Genomic DNA, 14,541 nt, shown 5'->3' with positions numbered 1-14,541 from the left:
GGCGTGGCCGAGGTCTATGCCGACGTGACGGACACGCGCGCGTTCTTCACCGCCAGCTTCCAGTCCTTCGGCCTGATCCTCAGCGCGGCTTGCCTGCTGATGGTGTCGCTGCCCGCTTCGGCCTACGTGCTGCAGCGGCGCATGGCCTTGAAGGCGCAGGAAAGCGTCGAGTTTCTCGCGCGCTACGACTCGCTCACCGGGCTTCTGAACCGCGCCGAGTTCACGTCCCGCGCCGAGGACGACGGCCGCTGCACGCTGCATGCGCTGGCCTTCGTCGACGTCGACCACTTCAAGCAGGTCAACGACACGCATGGCCACCGCGTCGGCGACGCGTTGCTGGCGCATATCGCGCGCATCCTGCGCAGCGAGGTCTCGCCCGAGGACCTCGTGGCACGTTTCGGCGGCGACGAGTTCGTGCTGGGCATCAGGGACTCGTCGGAGGAGACCGCGATCGCGCGCGTCAACGCCATCGTGCGCCGCTGCGCCGAACCGTTCCGCCTCGACGGCAAGCGGATCAGCAGCACGGTCAGCATCGGTCTCGCCCGGGTGGATTGCGCGCAGTCATTGGACAAGACGCTCAGCCAGGCCGACGCTGCGCTCTACCACGCCAAGGCGTCCGGGCGCAGCGACCTCGCCGTCTACGGCAGCGAGATGGGCGAAAGGATGGCGGCGCGTCGCGCGCTAGAGGCGCGGATTCGCACCGCGCTCGACCGGCAGGAATTCGAGATCCAGTACCAGCCGCTTGTGGACGGGATCACCCACGAGATCGTCGGCTACGAGGCGCTGTTGCGTCTGCGCGACGAGGCCGGCACCCCGATTTCGCCGGCGACCTTCATTCCCGTCGCGGAAGAGCTGGGGCTGATTTCCGAGATCGGCGCATGGGTTTTGCGCACGGCTACCGCGGCCTTTGCCGCCATGGAGGGCGCGTGCACCCTGTCGGTCAACCTGTCCGCCGTGCAGTTCGAGGATGGCGGGCTTGTCCCCACAGTGCGCGCCGCGCTGGCCGAATCCGGCTTTCCCGCCCGGCGGCTGGAACTCGAGATAACCGAGTCCCTGCTTCTCGGCGACAGCCGTTCGGTCGAGATGCAGATAGACGCACTGAAGGAGATGGGGGTCGGAATCGCGATGGACGATTTCGGCACCGGGTTCTCCAGCCTGTCCTACCTGTGGAAGTACGGCTTCGACCGGATCAAGATCGACCGTTCCTTCGTCGGTGCGCTGGACGAGAACCCCGAGCGTGCCCGCGACATCATCGAGACGACCGTGCTGCTGGGCCAGCGCCTGGGCATGAAGATCACCGCCGAGGGCGTCGAGACGGCCGAGCAATCCGCCCTGCTGACGCAGCTCGGCTGCGACGTGCTGCAGGGTTATCTCTACGGCCGGCCCGGCCCGATCGGAGACTTCCTGCGGGCCAGTTACGGGACGTAGCCGCAGGCTGGCAAATCGCTTTTCCACGATGTGGCTTCAGACATTCCGCAACAGGTTCCGCTGCCCCTCGCGGGCTTTGGGCCGCGCATGCCTCGTTCGAGCCAGCACCGCGTTCGTCTGAAGGGTCTGGTGTTACTGCGGAAGGGCGGCATCGCGCGCCGTTTCGGCACGTGACACCGCGGATCCCCCTGGCGCCGCTCAGGCGCTGAGGCGAAGGATGCGGGCGGCGATGTCGTCCAGGTCAACCTCTGTTTCGACTGCGCCCAGGCGCTTGGCCTCGGCAGGCATGCCGTAGACCACGCACGACGCCTCGTTCTGGCCGATCGTGCTGGCGCCGCTGTCGCGCATCTCCTTGAGCCCGCGCGCGCCATCATCGCCCATGCCTGTCATGATGACGCCGACCGCGTTGGCGCCGGCGACGCAACTGACCGACCGGAACAGCACGTCCACCGACGGGCGATGGCGGTTGACCAGCGGCCCGTCGCGTACCTCGACGCGGTAGTTGGCGCCGCTGCGGGTCAGCAGCATGTGAGAGGACCCGGGTGCGATCAGCGCATGTCCCGGCAACACGCTGTCGCCGTTCCGCGCCTCGCTCACGGTGATTTCGCACTGCTCGTCGAGACGGCGCGCGAAGCCGGAGGTGAACGCTTCGGGCATGTGCTGGACGATGACGATCGGCGGTGCCGTGCGGGGCATCGCCTGCAGAACCTGGCGCAGCGCCTGCGTTCCGCCGGTCGACGCGCCGATCGCCACGACCTTGTGCGTGGTCTGCAGCATCGCGCGGGGGCGCGCCTGGGGCAGGACGGCATCCGCGCTCTGCTTTTCCTCGTTCGGGATCGCGCGCCTGCGCGACAGGTGCGCGTGCGACGCCGCCAGCACAGCGTCCTGGATCCGGATTGACGATTCCTCGAGGAAGCGCCGTGTGGACAGGTTCGGCTTCTGGATGATCTCGACCGCCCCAGCCTCGAGCGCGGCGAGATGGGTGGCGCTGTTGTCGCCCACGAGGGTCGAGCAGATCACGACGGGGATCGGACGCTGCGCCATCAGGCGGCGCAGGAAGGTGATCCCGTCCATGCGCGGCATCTCGACGTCGAGCACGATCACGTCAGGGATCTCCCTGCGCATGCGCTCGGCCGCCTGGAAAGGGTCGTTGGCGGTCGCGCTCACGTAGAGGCGCGGATGCGCGTTGATGATCTCGGTAATCGTCTGGCGCACCAGCGCGCTGTCGTCGACGATCATCACCTTCTTCTTGGCGGTCATTCGGCTTGCACCTTGCGGAAGATCGACGGTCGAACCGTCTGGAGATCGGAGCGGTGGCGAATGTGGCACCCTTCGGTGTGGCCCAGCAGCAGGAAGCCGCCGGGCTTCAACCGCCGGACGACATTCTCGACAGCTGCCTTGCGCATGTCCTCGTCGAAATAGATCAGCACGTTGCGCAGGAACACGACGTCGGCGCGCAGGTCGTCGAGGCCCGCGCCCGACACCAGGTTCCCCTTGCGCCAGGTGGCGCGGTTCCGCAACTCGGGCACGATCCGGTAGCGACCGTCGTCCTTCCGCGAGGACAGCAGGAAGCGCGGGCGCATTTCGGCGGGGATTTCGCGGATCTGGGTGCGGTCGTAGACCGCCTGCGACGCCACGCGCAGCACCTGGGACGAGATGTCGGTGCCGACCAGGCTCGCCCTGAGCGGCAGCATGTCGAGCATGCGCGCCTGCTCCGTGACCATGAGGGCGGAATAGCCTTCCTGCCCCGTGGAGCACGCGGCGCTCCAGACGACGATGTCGCGGGTGGGGCCGCGGGCGTCGACAAGCTCCCTGAGGCCCTCGGCGCGCAACCAGTCGAATTGCGGGGACTCGCGGAAGAAGCTCGTCGTGTGGGTCGTCAGCGCCTCCGCGAAGCGCACATGCTCTTGCGGGTCCGAGGCGAGACGGCGGCAATAGCCGGAGAAATCGGTACAGCCCGTGGCCGCGAGGCGCCGGGCAAGCCGCGAGGCAAGGAAATCCTCCTTGCGGTCGGTCAGGGTGATCCCGGTCAGCTTGCGCGCCCAGACCGCGAGCTCTTCTATGTCCGCCGTCCGGGTTCTCGGCGCGGGGGATCGTTGCAGGGAGGATTGCCTGGCAATGGCCATCTGGAATTGCTTTCTTGAAACGCGGGGGCCACGGACGGCCCCCGCCGGAGATGATGCAGGGTGTTCAGAAGAAGCCCGCACCGGCCGACAGGTCGAGTTCCTCGCCGACGTCGCCGAAGATGTTCTGCAGGTCGATCAGGACGACGAGGTCCTCGTTGCGGCGCGACAGGCCCAGCAGCACGTCCGCGTTCCAATGGCCGTAACCGTCGCGCGGGATCGGCTCGATCCCCGATGGCGGGATCTGGTCGACGTTGCGCACGCGATCCGCCTGGATGCCCATCTGCCGGTGGCCGAGGGGTGTGGCGAATTCGAGCACCACCATCCGCGCCTCCTCGGCCCAGTCCCCCGGGACAAGCCCCAGGTGTCGGCACAGATCGACGATCGGCACGCTCTGGCCGCGGACGTCGACGACGCCGAGGACCTCGGACGGTGCGTTCGGCAGCGGCGTGATCTTCTTGACGTCGAAGATCTCGCGCACGTAGCGCACGTCGACACCCAGCGTCTGGCCGCCCAGATCGAAGGTGAGGTACGTGGAGGAGTCGTCCTCCTCCACGTCGGTCTCGTCCGTCAGGACTTCGTCCTCAAACATCGCGTCAGCCCGCGTAGCGCGTGAAGTCGGCGTCCGACACGTCGCCCGACGTAAGGTCGAGATCGAACGCCTCGGCCGTCTTCGACGCGGGCTTCTTCTTCGGCGCAGCGTTCGCGGCCGGCTTGTGCGCGACCTTCGTGGGCTTCGGTGCGCTGGTGGCGCGTACGCCGCCTTTGTCGACGTTGAAGAAGCCGATCACCGCGTTCAGCTGCTGCGACTGGGCGGCCAGTTCCTCGCTGGTCGCGGCGGATTGCTCGGCCGCCGCGGCGTTCTGCTGGATGACCTTGTCCAGTTCGCGGATCGCCTCGTTGATCTGCTCGGCGCCCACGTTCTGCTCGCGGGTCGATGCGCTGATCTCCTGCACCAGGTCGGCGGTGCGCTGGATGTTGGGCACCAGCGTTTCCAGCATCCGGCCGGCCTCGCCCGAGACATCGACGGTCTGCGACGACAGGGCGCTGATTTCGGCCGCGGCCTGCTGGCTGCGTTCGGCCAGCTTGCGCACCTCCGAGGCCACGACCGCGAAGCCCTTGCCGTGCGTGCCTGCGCGGGCCGCCTCGACGGCCGCATTGAGGGCCAGAAGGTCGGTCTGGCGGGCGATCTCCTGGATGATGTTGATCTTGTCGGCGATCGTCTTCATCGCGCGGACCGCGTTGCCGACGGCCTCGCCCGACTGCTTGGCATCCTGCGCCGACTGGTTGGCGATCTTCTCGGTCTGCGCCGCGTTGTCGGCGTTCTGGCGGATGTTCGCGGTCATCTCCTCGATCGAGGCGGATGCCTGCTCGGCCGCCGAGGCCTGCTGGTTGGACCCGGCCGACAGCTGTTCGGCCGTCGCGGACATGTTCGACGCGCCCTCGGCGACGTAGGTCGCGCTGGCCGACGCGTTCGAGATCACCTCGCGCAGCTTCGTGACCATGTCGCGCAGCGCGATGCCAAGCCCGTCATCCTCCGAACGCGGATTCACGTCGGCGGTCAGGTCGCCCTTTGCGATGGTCTCGGCAGCGTGGCTCATCCCCTTGAGGTCGACGACCATCCGGTCCATCGCGTTCAGCAATTCGCCGATCTCGTCGCGCTTGTTGGACTTTGCGTCGATCTCTAGGTTGCCGCGCGCGACTTCCGATGCGACCTCGACCGCGCGGGCCAAGCCGCGACTGATCATTGTGGACAGCCAGAAAGCGGCAGCGGCGGCAATCGTGGCGGCGACCGCCCCGAGCGTGATGAGCAGGGTGCGCGAGGCCGCATATGCGGCGCGGGCCTCCTGTTGGGCAAATGCGAGGTTCTCGCGCGACATGGTTGCGATAGCCGCGGCCGCGGCAAAGCTTTCGTCGAACGCCGGCTCAAGCTCTTCTTCCAGCATCCGGCCAGCTAGCGTATTCGTGTTCTGCGCCGAAAGCTCTGCCGTCGCCTGCAGATACTCACGCCACTCTTGCCAAGCGCCTCTCAACGAATCGAGTGCCTGGCGATCGGCTCCGGAGGCCACTGCTTCCGCGGCTGCCAGATGATCTTGCAGGGACGCTATTTCGGCTTCAATGCCGCCTAGGGCGATCTCGATCTTCTCGGCGCTGTTGTCGATGAGCAGGTCGCGCTCGAGGCTGTGAAGCGCGCGCAGGTTGTCCGTCAGCGCGTCGACGTTCTGTTCGAGCGTGTCCAGGCGCGGATCGCGCAGGGTCGACCCCGCAATGCGGTCGCGCACGTCAGCTACGATCTCCTCTACCAGCGAGTACACGACCGTGTAAGCGGGCTCGCTTTGCGACTGGTAGATTTCAAGCGCCCGGACATTGGTGTTCGCGAGGCCGAATTCCCGAATCTCGTCCTCAGCAGCCAGGAACTCGTCCCATTCTGCTTCGAATCGTTGCAGGGCGGCCGCCTCGGACTCCGTCAGGTTGAGCCGCCGCATGTTGTCGATGGCCTCGGAGACATGAGTTATCTCTGCTTCAGCTTCCTCTGCCAATGCCGTCGCGGTGGCACGGTCGGGTTCCATCAGATAGCTCTTCACGGTGCTCATGGTGATGGCGGCGGCGGCCTCCATCGTCAGGCTTTCGTCCAGCTGGGCAGCAGTGTCATCCACCATATCATCCAGAGTCGCTTGGAGTTCCGCAGCCTCCTTCAGCGCCATGAAGCTCGAAACACCGAGCAGTGCAATCAGCACCGCGAAGACGGCGATCAGTTTGGTTTTGATCGTCATACGCATTTCTTGAATCTCTCTCTGATCGGAATCGGTTAGTTGAGGTTCGTCGGCGCGAAGGTGGCTTCGACGTCGAGCAGGATGATGAGCGCGCCGTCCTTCTTGGCGACACCCTTGAGGTATTCCGTCGGCCAGCGGACCCCGAGTTCGGGGACCGCCTCGAGGTCCGACAGGTTGGTTTCGGTGATATCGTCGACGGCGTCGGCCATCATCGCCACCTTCGTGCTTTCGCCCGACACGACGAGGTCAAGCACCAGCACGCGGCTGGTCTCGCACGGGCCGGCGGGCTTCATGCCCAGCCGGTGCCGCAGGTCCACGAAGGGCGCGATCGCGCCCCGCACGTTGATCAGGCCGGGCGCGAAGGCGTCGGCGTTAGGCGCGCGCGTCACCGGCAGCGGATCGATGATCTCGTCCACATGGGCGACGGGGATGGCGAAGGTCTCACCCTGCAGGGTGAAGGTCAGCGCCATGCCCTCGATCTCGGAGGTTTCGGTCATTGCTTGGTCCTGTGTCATGCGGCCACCCGGTGCGCGGCCTGGGCGCGTTTGATCAGCGCGTTCACGTCCAGGATCATCGCGACCGAGCCGTCGCCGAGGATCGTCGAGCCGGACAGCCCCTCGATCCCGCGGTGATAGATGCTCAGTGGCTTGATGACCGTCTGGTGCTGGCCCACCACCTCGTCCACGACCAGGCCCATGCGCTTGCCTTCGATCGACGACACCACGATGCGGCGGTCGTCCTCGGGCTGCCGTTCGAAGCCGAACACCGTGTCGAGGTAGACGTAGGGGACAAGCTGGTCGCGGATGTGCAGAAGCGCGCGGCCGCTTTCGCGGGCTTTCTCGTCGGCCGGCAGGTCCACGCATTCCTCGACGCTGGACAGCGGCAGGACGAAGGGCACGCCCGCGACCTTGACCAGCAAGCCGTCGATGATCGCCAGCGTCAGCGGCAGCCGCAGCGTGACCTGCGTGCCGAAACCCGGCCGCGACTTGACCTCGACCACGCCGCGCAGGTCCTCGATCACGCGGCGGACCGCGTCCATGCCGACGCCGCGGCCGGACACGCTCGACAGGCTCTTGGCGGTCGAGAAGCCGGGTTCGAAGATCAGGTTGTACAGTTGATCTTCCGAGATTTCCTGCTCGGCGGCGATCAGTCCGCGCTCGACCGCGCGGGCACGGATCGCCTCGGCGTCGAGACCGGCGCCATCGTCGGTGACCGAGATCAGCACCTCGCCACCCGATTGCCGGGCCTGCATGCGCACCAGCGCGTGCTCGGGCTTGCCGCGGGCGGCGCGCTCCTGCGGCGATTCGATGCCGTGGTCGATCGCGTTGCGGATGATGTGGACCAGAGGCTCGGTCAGGCTGTCGATGACGTTCTTGTCGACCTCCGTCTCTCCGCCGCGGGTGTCCAGCCGCACCTGCTTGCCCAACTCGCCGGACAGGTCGCGCACGACGCGGCGGAACTTGCCGAAGACCAACTCGATCGGCAGCATCCGGATCGAGAGGGTGGCGTCGCGCAGCCCGGTCACAAGCCGCTCGATCTCCTCGGCGACGCCTGACAGCGTGCTGTCCTGCACGTCGGTCGAGATCCGGTTCAGACGGGCCTGCGCGATCACGAGCTCGCCCAACTGGTCCATCAGTTCGTCGAGGCGGTGCGACTGCACGCGGACCGACGCGGACTTGGCCATCGCCTGCTCCGGCGCCTGCGCGGCTTCGGTCTTTGCAGCGACCTCGGCGGCCTTGGCGGGCGCGATTTCTGCTTCGGCGCCGGTGTCGGCTCCGAGTTCGGTGATCTCGAGATCGCCGTCCGAGGCGAAGATGAACACGTCCTCGATCGCGTCGCGCCCGGCGGTGGTGTGCAGTTCGATATGCCAGGCCAGCCGGCAGGCTGCCGGATCGAGATCCTCGAGCGCGGGCACGTCGTCGCCCAGGCAGGTGATCTCGACCGTGCCCAGTTCCGCAAGTTCTGCCAGCAGCAGGTCCGGCCGCAGTCCGTGGCGCATCGAATCGGGCGCAGGCTTGAAGTCGATGATGAAGCGCCGTCCGGCCGGCGCGGGGGCCGCGGCGGCGTCGCCGGCATGCATCTTTTCGACCAGCTGGCGGATCTTTTCGACAAGCGCGTCGGTCTCGGCGTCGGGGGGGCTGCCTGCCTCGGGGTCGGGGCCGCGCGCGATCATGCGCTCCATGTGGTCGCGCGAGGCCAGCGATAGCTGGATCAGATCTGCGCTGACCACACCATCGCCGGATCTGATGCGATCGAAGGCGTTCTCGAAATGGTGCAGGAATTTCGACAGCGCCGTGAAGCCGAACATCGCGCCCGACCCCTTCAGCGTGTGCAGCGCGCGGAACACCGCGTCGATGCGGGCCGTGTCGGTCGGGTGGGCCTCGAGCTCCAGCAGCGTCACGTCGAGACCCTCGAGGATCTCGGTCGCTTCCTGGATGAAGGATTGCGTCGCGGGGGTCATGGCAGCTACCCCAGCAGCTTGGTGACGACCGAGACCAGCTTGGCCTCGTCGAAGGGCTTGACCAGCCAGCCGGTCGCGCCGGCGGCCTTGGCCTCCATCATCTTTTCCTTCTGCGCCTCGGTGGTCAGCATGACGATCGGGATGCCGTCGAACCGCCGATCGGCCCGCGCCTTCCGGATCATCTCGATCCCGTTCATGTTGGGCATGTTGAGGTCGCAGACGACCAGGTTCACGGGGTGCGAGCCGAGCTGCGCCAGCCCTTCGACACCGTCCGCCGCGCCGATCACCTTGTAGCCGCGCGGTTCGAGCGTGAACCCGATCATGTCGCGGATGCTTTTGGAATCGTCCACCGATAGGATCGTCTTCGTCACGTCAGAACTCCTTCTTCGAGCCGACCAGCGCGAGGCTGGACTGCGCGCGTTCGCAAAATGAAACGGCCGTCTTCGCGCGGGCCTTCCGCGCGCTGACAAGCAACTGCAAGGTCAGGACAGAGGGTGGCGAATCGCCGTCCAGCGTCACCTCGACAGGGGCGGCGCCGTCTTGTCCCACGGCCTCCAGAAGGGCTGCATGCACGGCGCCGACGGTCGTCGGATCCAGATCCGCCGGAACGTTGAAAACTGCGGGTTTCGGGGTGGTTTCGGTCTTCACGGGGCCCTCCGAGGTCTGTCGGCGGACCATAGGAATCGAATCACGAACGCTGCGTTAAAGCGAGGCCGCGATTCGCTGCCTGCGGCGAATGATTCTCTTCAATTGTCGGCTTAACAGAGCGGTAATCCGAAGGCGGCTACGCCACGCATTCATCGTGGGAGACGTGCTATGCCCAAGGAAACCGATCCGGGCGATCGTCATGTGCTGGACGGCGTCGCGGTCGACGTGATGGATCGTTTCGACGACGGGCTTGCGCACCTGTCGCGCGTGCGGACGGCGGCCCGTGCATTGGGCGAGACGGTCGAGCGTTTGCTGACCCTGACCGGGGACCAGGCCGACGACGTGCCGGACGACGACCCGCTGCAGAACTTCCTGTCGCATGCGCGAATCATCCGGGACCGCTCGGGCGAGACCGCGCGCCTGCTGTCCGAGGATTCGTTCTCGGAAACGCTGACGCAGATGGACGACGACCTGCGCCTGCTGCGCGATCGCGCGACCGAACTGCGTTCGGTCACCTACCTGACCAAGATCGTCTGCGCCGACGACGCGCTCGAGAACGCCCGGCTCGACCCGTTCATCCGGACGCTCGAACAGCGCTCGGTCGAACTGCGCGAGATCTCCACCCAGGCGCTGAAGGCGTCGTCGGCGATCCGCGGCGCCAGCCGCGAGGCCGCGGGCACGCTGTCGTCGTTGGGCACCACGTTCGACGAGATGGTGCGCGCGGCCGAAACCGCATCGACCGAGATCGGCACGCTGGCCGAGGGGCACGCCAGCCATATCGCCACCGTTCGCGACAACAGCCGCCGCCTCGCCGAGGATATCGGCGGCGCGGTCTCGCGGCTGATCGACTGTCTGCAGTTTCCCGACGCGTTCTCGCAGCGGCGCGAACACGTGGTGGCGATCATCGCGGCGCGCGAGACGGCGACCGGCGGGCCCGAACGCCATGCACTGGGCCGGATCGCGGCCGCGCAGCTTGCCGCGATGGGCGAGGCGCTGGTCCAGGTCACGCAGGACGCGCAGACCGCGCTTTCGGTCGTGACCACCAGCGTGGATGCCTGCGCTCCCGGCGGCGGCGCCGGGCGCGACGATCCGTCAGCGCAATGGCTGGACGCGGCGCGCCGGGGCAACGACCTGATGCGCGAGGCCGCCGATGCCGGACGCGCCCGCCTCGATTCCTCGCTGGCCCTTCTGGACGGGGTGCTCGGCCACATCGCCGAGGCGATTTCCGGCCTCGAGGCGTCGGTGGACCTGAACGGCAGCCTCGAGAACTCGGCCCGCAACGCGGCGATCTCGGCCAGCCGGGCGGGTGATTCCGGCTCGGCCCTGCACGTGCTGTCGCAGAACGTGCGCGAGGTCGTCATCGCGACGACGGCGCTGACCGAGCGCCTGTCGAAGGCGTTGCAGCGGGTTCACGGCGTGTCGGACGGGCTCAAGGGCGCCGGGTTGCGCGAAGAGCTCGCCATGCTCGACCGGATCCAGGCCGGCGCGAAATCCATGGCCGACGCCCAGACCGGGATGCTGCGCAAGCTCGGCACGCAGCAGGCGGAGCTGTCGCAGCAGGCCGCGGACATCCGCCAAGCGGCGCAGAGTGCCAGCACCGCGTTCGGGTCGGCCGGGCAAGAGGCGCCGCGGCTCGAACTGATCGCGGCGAACCAGGAACAGGCGATCGCGCCGGACGATGCGGATGCCGCGGTCGATCTCGCCTGGGTCGAGGCGCTCTACACGATGGAGGAAGAGCGCGCCGTGCACCGGGCGCTCTATCCCGACAGCTTCTCGTCGGCCATGGGCCTGTCGGTGACCGCGGACGAGGCCGACGAGGATCTTGACGGCTTCCTCATGTGACGGTGCCGGTTCGCCCCGCTCGGTAACAAGGCGAACGCGTCCGCACGCGAACGGCGCGGCATCGTGCTCGTCGCTTGGGTGCGTAGAAAGCCGACTGGAAAACTCGGACATTGCCTTTCCCGACTGAATCGGTCAGCTATACGTCGACGCCACACGCCCGGGTGGACGGCAGCGGCCCTTCGGCCAAGCACCGTCCGCGACGACTGCCCGCCGCTGCCGCCGCGCCAGCCGGGATGCACCCGCCCATGGTCGTGACGCGTCGCCGAAAACGAACGAAGGGACGACGACATGATCCGCACATTCCTGGCCACCACGGCCCTCGGCGCCGGCCTTGCCGGTGCGGCGGGCGCGCAGACCGCGCCCGAGGTGCTGACGACCTACGCCGACATCGCCGCGGCGAAATACGAGGACAGCGCCATCGCCGCCCGCGCCCTGCAGGACGCCGTGGCCGCGCTGGTCGAGACGCCGTCGGCGCAGGCGCTGCAGGCCGCCCGCGCCGCCTGGCTTCAGGCGCGCGTGCCCTACCAGCAGACCGAGGTCTACCGCTTCGGCAACCCGATCGTCGACGACTGGGAGGGCAAGGTGAACGCCTGGCCGCTCGACGAGGGGCTGATCGACTACGTGGACGGCGCCTATGCCGGCCCCACCGACGAAAACCAGCTGGCCGCGCTCAACGTCATCGCCAACCCGGAATTCACCCTCTCGGGCCAGACCGTCGACGCCTCGACCATCACGCCCGCGCTGCTCGAGAACGACCTGCACGAGGTCGACGGGGTCGAGGCGAACGTCGCCACTGGCTACCACGCGATCGAATTCCTGCTCTGGGGCCAGGACCTCAACGGGCACGAGGCCGGCGCAGGCAGCCGCCCCTGGACCGACTACGCGCAGGGCGACGACTGCACCAACGGCAATTGCGACCGCCGCGCCGAATACCTGACGGCCGCGACCGAGCTGCTGGTCTCGGACCTCGACTGGATGGCCGCGCAATGGGCCGAGGGCGGCGACGCACGCACCGCGATCACCGCCGACGAGAAGGCGGGCCTGTCGGCCATGCTGACCGGCATGGGATCGCTGTCCTACGGTGAACTTGCGGGCGAGCGGATGCGCCTCGGCCTCATGCTCAACGACCCCGAGGAAGAGCATGACTGCTTCTCGGACAACACCCACAACAGCCACTACTACGACGGGCTGGGCGTGCGGAACGTCTACCACGGCGACTACGTGCGCATCGACGGCTCGCTGGTCTCGGGGCCGTCGCTGTCCGATCTCGTGGCCGCCGAAAGCCCCGACCTCGACGCCGAGATGCGTGCGCGCCTCGACGACACGCTGGCCGCGCTGGGCCGGATCAAGACCGCGGCCGAGGCCGGCCTTGCCTACGACCAGATGCTAGCGCGCGGCAACGAGGGCGGCGAGCGTCTGATCATGGGCGGCGTCGACGCGCTGATCGCGCAGACCCGCACGATCGAGCGTATCGTCGCGGCGCAGGACCTCGGCGGCATCCAGATCGAAGGGTCCGACAGCCTTGACGATCCGTCGGCCGTCTTCCAGTGACACCGCATCCGGAGGCGCGGCATCCCCGCGCCTCCGCCCCCGAGGATTGCCGTGATGCGACCCGTCTCCGCCCTTCTGTCCTGCCTTCTGGTGCTGGCCGTGCCCGTCCTGACTCTCGCCGGTCCGGATGACGCGCCCTGGGCCAACCTGCGCGACGCGCATCTGAGCATCATCCCCCGCACCGACGACGAACGCGCCCGCGTCGCGAAGATCACAGCACCGCCCACCGACTTCGCCGCCCCCTGGACGTTCGAGGAGAACGCCGGCGGTGCCCAGACCGTACGCGCCCGGGACACCGCCGACGCGTTCTCGCAGCCCGCCGCCAATCTCAGCTTCGAGCAAGAGCTCGACTTCCGCGTCGGCAACGGCATGTTCCGCCGGATCTGGGTCTCGGCGCCGGCCTCGACGCTGGCATCCGACGGGCTTGGCCCGCTCTACAATGCGCGGTCCTGCCAGCGCTGCCACATCAAGGACGGGCGCGGCCATCCGCCCGAGGGGCCGGACGACACCGCCGTTTCGATGTTCCTGCGCGTCTCGATTCCCGCTCCCGACGCCATCGCCCGCTACATCGCGGGCACCCACGCCACCGCGCCCGACCCGACCTACGGCACCCAGCTGCAGGATTTCAGCCTGCCGGGCCACGCGCCCGAATACCGCCTGCGCGTCGACTACGACGACGTCGAGGTGCCCCTGTCGGGTGGCGAGGTGGCGATGCTGCGCCGCCCGACCTACACGGCCGCCGACCTCGGCTATGGCCCGCTGCACCCCGACGCGATGCTCAGCCCGCGCATCGCGCCGCAGATGATCGGCATGGGCCTGCTCGAGGCGATCCCCACGGCCGAGATCATCGCCCGCGCCGACCCCGACGATGCCGACGGCGACGGCATTTCCGGCAAGGCACAGGTCGTCTGGTCAGACGCGCACGACGCCCCCATGCTGGGCCGCTTCGGACACAAGGCGGGCAATCCTTCGGTGCTGGAACAGACCGCCAGCGCCTTCGCCGGCGACATCGGAATCTCGAACCCGCTGCACCCGGCCGGGTCCGGCGAATGCACCGACCTGCAGACCGACTGCACCGCCGCGCGCCACGGTGGCGACGCCGAGCAGGGCGGGCTGGAGATCGACAGCGCGGGCATGGATCTCGTGACCTTCTACAGCCAGACGCTCGCCGTGCCCGCGCGGCGCGACGTGGGCGATCCGCAGGTGCTGCACGGCCGGCGCGTGTTCTTCGACAGCGGCTGCGCCGCCTGCCACCAGCCCAACCACGTGACCCACCGGCTGGAGGGCGAGGACCCGGCCAGCTTCCAGCTGATCTGGCCCTACACCGACCTGCTGCTGCACGACATGGGGCCCGACCTCGCCGACAACCGCCCCGAAGGGCGCGCCGACGGCCGCGAATGGCGCACCGCGCCGCTCTGGGGCATCGGCCTGACGCAGGCCGTGTCGGGGCACACGCAATTCCTGCACGACGGCCGCGCGCGCTCGCTGCTCGAGGCGGTGCTGTGGCACGGAGGTGAGGCGCAGGCCGCGCGCGATGCCGTCGTCGCCATGCCGCCCGAGGACCGCGCCGCCCTGATCCGCTTCCTGGAGAGCCTATGAAACCGCTCCGCCTTGCCGCCTTCGTCGTCGCGTTCGCCGCGCCCGTCCGCGCCGACGTCGACGAGGACGTGGCCGGCGCGCGGTCGAACGCGCTGCCCGATCACGTGGCGGACGA

At 68.1% G+C, this 14,541-nt stretch carries 12 protein-coding genes; 4 read left to right on the top strand and 8 right to left on the bottom strand.

Annotation, left to right across the window (positions count from 1 at the left end; genetic code table 11):
• Positions 1-1,428: putative bifunctional diguanylate cyclase/phosphodiesterase (locus tag ACFDTC_RS06520; RefSeq protein ID WP_375258074.1), on the top strand; the 1,428-nt coding region annotated here is incomplete at its 5' end.
• A 198-nt stretch (positions 1,429-1,626) separates the two neighbouring features.
• On the opposite strand, the gene ACFDTC_RS06515 is transcribed toward ACFDTC_RS06520, so the two are convergent.
• Genes ACFDTC_RS06515 through ACFDTC_RS06480 form a run of 8 tightly spaced genes read right to left on the bottom strand, consistent with a single transcriptional unit; the run spans position 1,627 to position 9,434 of the window.
• Positions 1,627-2,688: a chemotaxis response regulator protein-glutamate methylesterase gene (locus tag ACFDTC_RS06515; RefSeq protein ID WP_375258073.1), complete on the bottom strand. Its 1,062-nt coding sequence runs from the start codon at positions 2,686-2,688 to the stop codon at positions 1,627-1,629.
• Positions 2,685-3,635 carry a CheR family methyltransferase gene (locus ACFDTC_RS06510; RefSeq protein ID WP_375258072.1) on the bottom strand — a complete coding sequence of 317 codons (951 nt, stop codon included), beginning with the start codon at positions 3,633-3,635 and terminating at the stop codon, positions 2,685-2,687. The genes ACFDTC_RS06515 and ACFDTC_RS06510 overlap by 4 nt, the downstream gene beginning before the upstream one ends.
• The gene (locus ACFDTC_RS06505) at positions 3,619-4,143 is read right to left on the bottom strand and encodes a chemotaxis protein CheW (RefSeq protein WP_375258071.1); all 525 of its coding nucleotides are present in this window, start codon (positions 4,141-4,143) and stop codon (positions 3,619-3,621) included. The genes ACFDTC_RS06510 and ACFDTC_RS06505 overlap by 17 nt, the downstream gene beginning before the upstream one ends.
• A gap of 4 nt (positions 4,144-4,147) precedes the next feature.
• Positions 4,148-6,325 (bottom strand): methyl-accepting chemotaxis protein, encoded by a 2,178-nt coding sequence (locus ACFDTC_RS06500; RefSeq protein WP_375258070.1) that lies wholly within the window; start codon positions 6,323-6,325, stop codon positions 4,148-4,150.
• Positions 6,326-6,360: 35 nt separating this feature from the next.
• Positions 6,361-6,822, bottom strand: coding sequence for a chemotaxis protein CheW (locus ACFDTC_RS06495; protein ID WP_375258069.1), 462 nt, complete (start codon positions 6,820-6,822; stop codon positions 6,361-6,363).
• A gap of 14 nt (positions 6,823-6,836) precedes the next feature.
• Positions 6,837-8,786 carry a chemotaxis protein CheA gene (locus ACFDTC_RS06490; protein WP_375258068.1) on the bottom strand — a complete coding sequence of 650 codons (1,950 nt, stop codon included), beginning with the start codon at positions 8,784-8,786 and terminating at the stop codon, positions 6,837-6,839.
• A gap of 5 nt (positions 8,787-8,791) precedes the next feature.
• Positions 8,792-9,157 (bottom strand): response regulator, encoded by a 366-nt coding sequence (locus tag ACFDTC_RS06485; RefSeq protein WP_375258067.1) that lies wholly within the window; start codon positions 9,155-9,157, stop codon positions 8,792-8,794.
• Position 9,158: 1 nt separating this feature from the next.
• The gene (locus ACFDTC_RS06480; protein WP_375258066.1) at positions 9,159-9,434 is read right to left on the bottom strand and encodes a hypothetical protein; all 276 of its coding nucleotides are present in this window, start codon (positions 9,432-9,434) and stop codon (positions 9,159-9,161) included.
• 168 nt (positions 9,435-9,602) lie between these two features.
• On the opposite strand from ACFDTC_RS06480, the gene ACFDTC_RS06475 reads away from it, so the two are divergent.
• The 3 genes from ACFDTC_RS06475 to ACFDTC_RS06465 all read left to right on the top strand — a co-directional run bounded on the left by ACFDTC_RS06475 (position 9,603) and on the right by ACFDTC_RS06465 (position 14,426).
• Positions 9,603-11,276 carry a hypothetical protein gene (locus tag ACFDTC_RS06475; RefSeq protein WP_375258065.1) on the top strand — a complete coding sequence of 558 codons (1,674 nt, stop codon included), beginning with the start codon at positions 9,603-9,605 and terminating at the stop codon, positions 11,274-11,276.
• A 288-nt stretch (positions 11,277-11,564) separates the two neighbouring features.
• Positions 11,565-12,827: an imelysin family protein gene (locus ACFDTC_RS06470; RefSeq protein WP_375258064.1), complete on the top strand. Its 1,263-nt coding sequence runs from the start codon at positions 11,565-11,567 to the stop codon at positions 12,825-12,827.
• Positions 12,828-12,881: 54 nt separating this feature from the next.
• Positions 12,882-14,426: a di-heme oxidoredictase family protein gene (locus ACFDTC_RS06465; RefSeq protein WP_375258063.1), complete on the top strand. Its 1,545-nt coding sequence runs from the start codon at positions 12,882-12,884 to the stop codon at positions 14,424-14,426.
• Positions 14,427-14,541 lie beyond the last annotated feature (115 nt).

Origin of the sequence: Citreimonas sp. (assembly GCF_042096055.1) — a bacterium.
In the GTDB taxonomy this organism is placed as follows: Bacteria; Pseudomonadota; Alphaproteobacteria; order Rhodobacterales; family Rhodobacteraceae; genus Citreimonas.
Note: the sequence above shows the minus strand (reverse complement) of the source record. Positions and strands in the feature narration are given on the sequence as shown.